The 1201-nt window shown below is 42.9% G+C and carries 3 protein-coding genes; 2 read left to right on the top strand and 1 reads right to left on the bottom strand.

All coding sequences use genetic code 11. From position 1 onward, the window contains the following. Positions 1 to 110 (top strand): cytochrome c oxidase subunit 3 (locus A3738_RS29625; protein WP_197474049.1); only part of this gene is annotated, 110 nt, incomplete at its 5' end. Between the two features lie 8 nt (positions 111 to 118). Here A3738_RS29625 and A3738_RS25830 read toward each other — a convergent pair. Then, positions 119 to 325 carry a twin transmembrane helix small protein gene (locus A3738_RS25830; RefSeq protein ID WP_068483347.1) on the bottom strand — a complete coding sequence of 69 codons (207 nt, stop codon included), beginning with the start codon at positions 323 to 325 and terminating at the stop codon, positions 119 to 121. A 91-nt stretch (positions 326 to 416) separates the two neighbouring features. Here A3738_RS25830 and A3738_RS25825 point away from each other — a divergent pair, with 91 nt between their 5' ends. Then, on the top strand, positions 417 to 1193 hold the full coding sequence (locus A3738_RS25825) for an SURF1 family protein (protein WP_156493079.1): 777 nt from the start codon (positions 417 to 419) through the stop codon (positions 1191 to 1193). Positions 1194 to 1201: the final 8 nt, after the last annotated feature.

Raw genomic sequence — 1201 nt, 5'->3', positions numbered from 1 at the left:
AAGGCCACTTCGATAAAGCAAATCACTTTGGCTTCGAAGCGACAGCATGGTACTGGCACTTCGTCGACGTGGTGTGGTTAGGTTTATTTTTCTTGGTTTATATTCTGTAGCAAGAGACTTAAACAGGGGATGGGTTGAGCTGAAGCTCACCCGTCCATAAAGCAATAGCAACAACAATAACAAGTAATACAGCAAGCCCAACTCGAACAGTTAAGGAGTTGGCTAAACGTTTTGATTTGCCATCGTCTTTAATCAAAAAGACTAGACCGCTGAACAAGCTAATGATGGCGCCGAGCAATATGAGTCCGATAAGAATTTTAAGCATTTGGTTTCTTCTTATTGTATGAGTGCATTGAGTTTAACGCGCTCAGATTAGGAATCAAAGCTGTTATAAATCTGAGGTAGTGGTGAAGGTAATGGCGATTGCGGAGAGTCTCCCAGAGACCACCAAGGGGCAGCAGTTTAAAGCTAAGCGACCGCTTATATTTATTTGGTTGTTTGTAGCGGTGTTTCTTCCGCTTATGCTGTCTTTAGGACATTGGCAATTAGATCGTGCAGATCAAAAACAGCAAAGAGCAGAGATACTGACACTACAATCTCAACTTCCTCTGCGAACTTATCCCTCTAACGATCCTATCAAATTATTCGAACCTAGATTGATTCAGGGCCATTTTACTGGGCAACACTTTTTGCTTGATAACCGCCAATATCAAGGAAAAGTGGGGTATGAACTGGCCAGTGTTTTCGCTTTAGATTCGGGCGGATCTTTATTGGTGAATCAGGGGTGGATAGCGGCACCAAAATATAGAGACAAGCTGCCAAAAGTTAGCAGTATTGTAACTCCTCAGTCTTTGACAGGATATTTCTACTGGACAGAAAAATCGTTGCCCGTTTGGAATGAAGATGCCGAGTTTGGAGAGAAAAGTATATGGCGTGTTCAGTCACTGAACATGGAAAAAATACGAGAACTGAGTGCCGCTGATTTAGTGGAGAATTCCGAATTTAGGCTACTACATCGAGTCCCATTCGCGTCCGACATTGGCGCGACAATAGATGCGCCAGATTTGTATTGGAATTACCAGTCGCAAACACCCGATAAACACACTGGTTATGCGTTTCAGTGGTTCGCGATGTCGTTTGCTTTAGTGATACTGGCACTATGGGCGACATACAAATTAATACCAAGAACATAACAACAAGA

The sequence above is a fragment of the Oleiphilus sp. HI0066 genome, from assembly GCF_001635725.1.
This window is presented reverse-complemented; position numbering and strand designations above follow the sequence as displayed.

Excerpts from the sequence above, each read along its gene's own strand:
- A3738_RS25825 (WP_156493079.1), top strand. The coding sequence starts at position 417 with ATGGCGATTGCGGAGAGTCTCCCAGAGACCACCAAGGGGCAGCAGTTT.
- A3738_RS25830 (WP_068483347.1), bottom strand. The coding sequence starts at position 325 with ATGCTTAAAATTCTTATCGGACTCATATTGCTCGGCGCCATCATTAGC.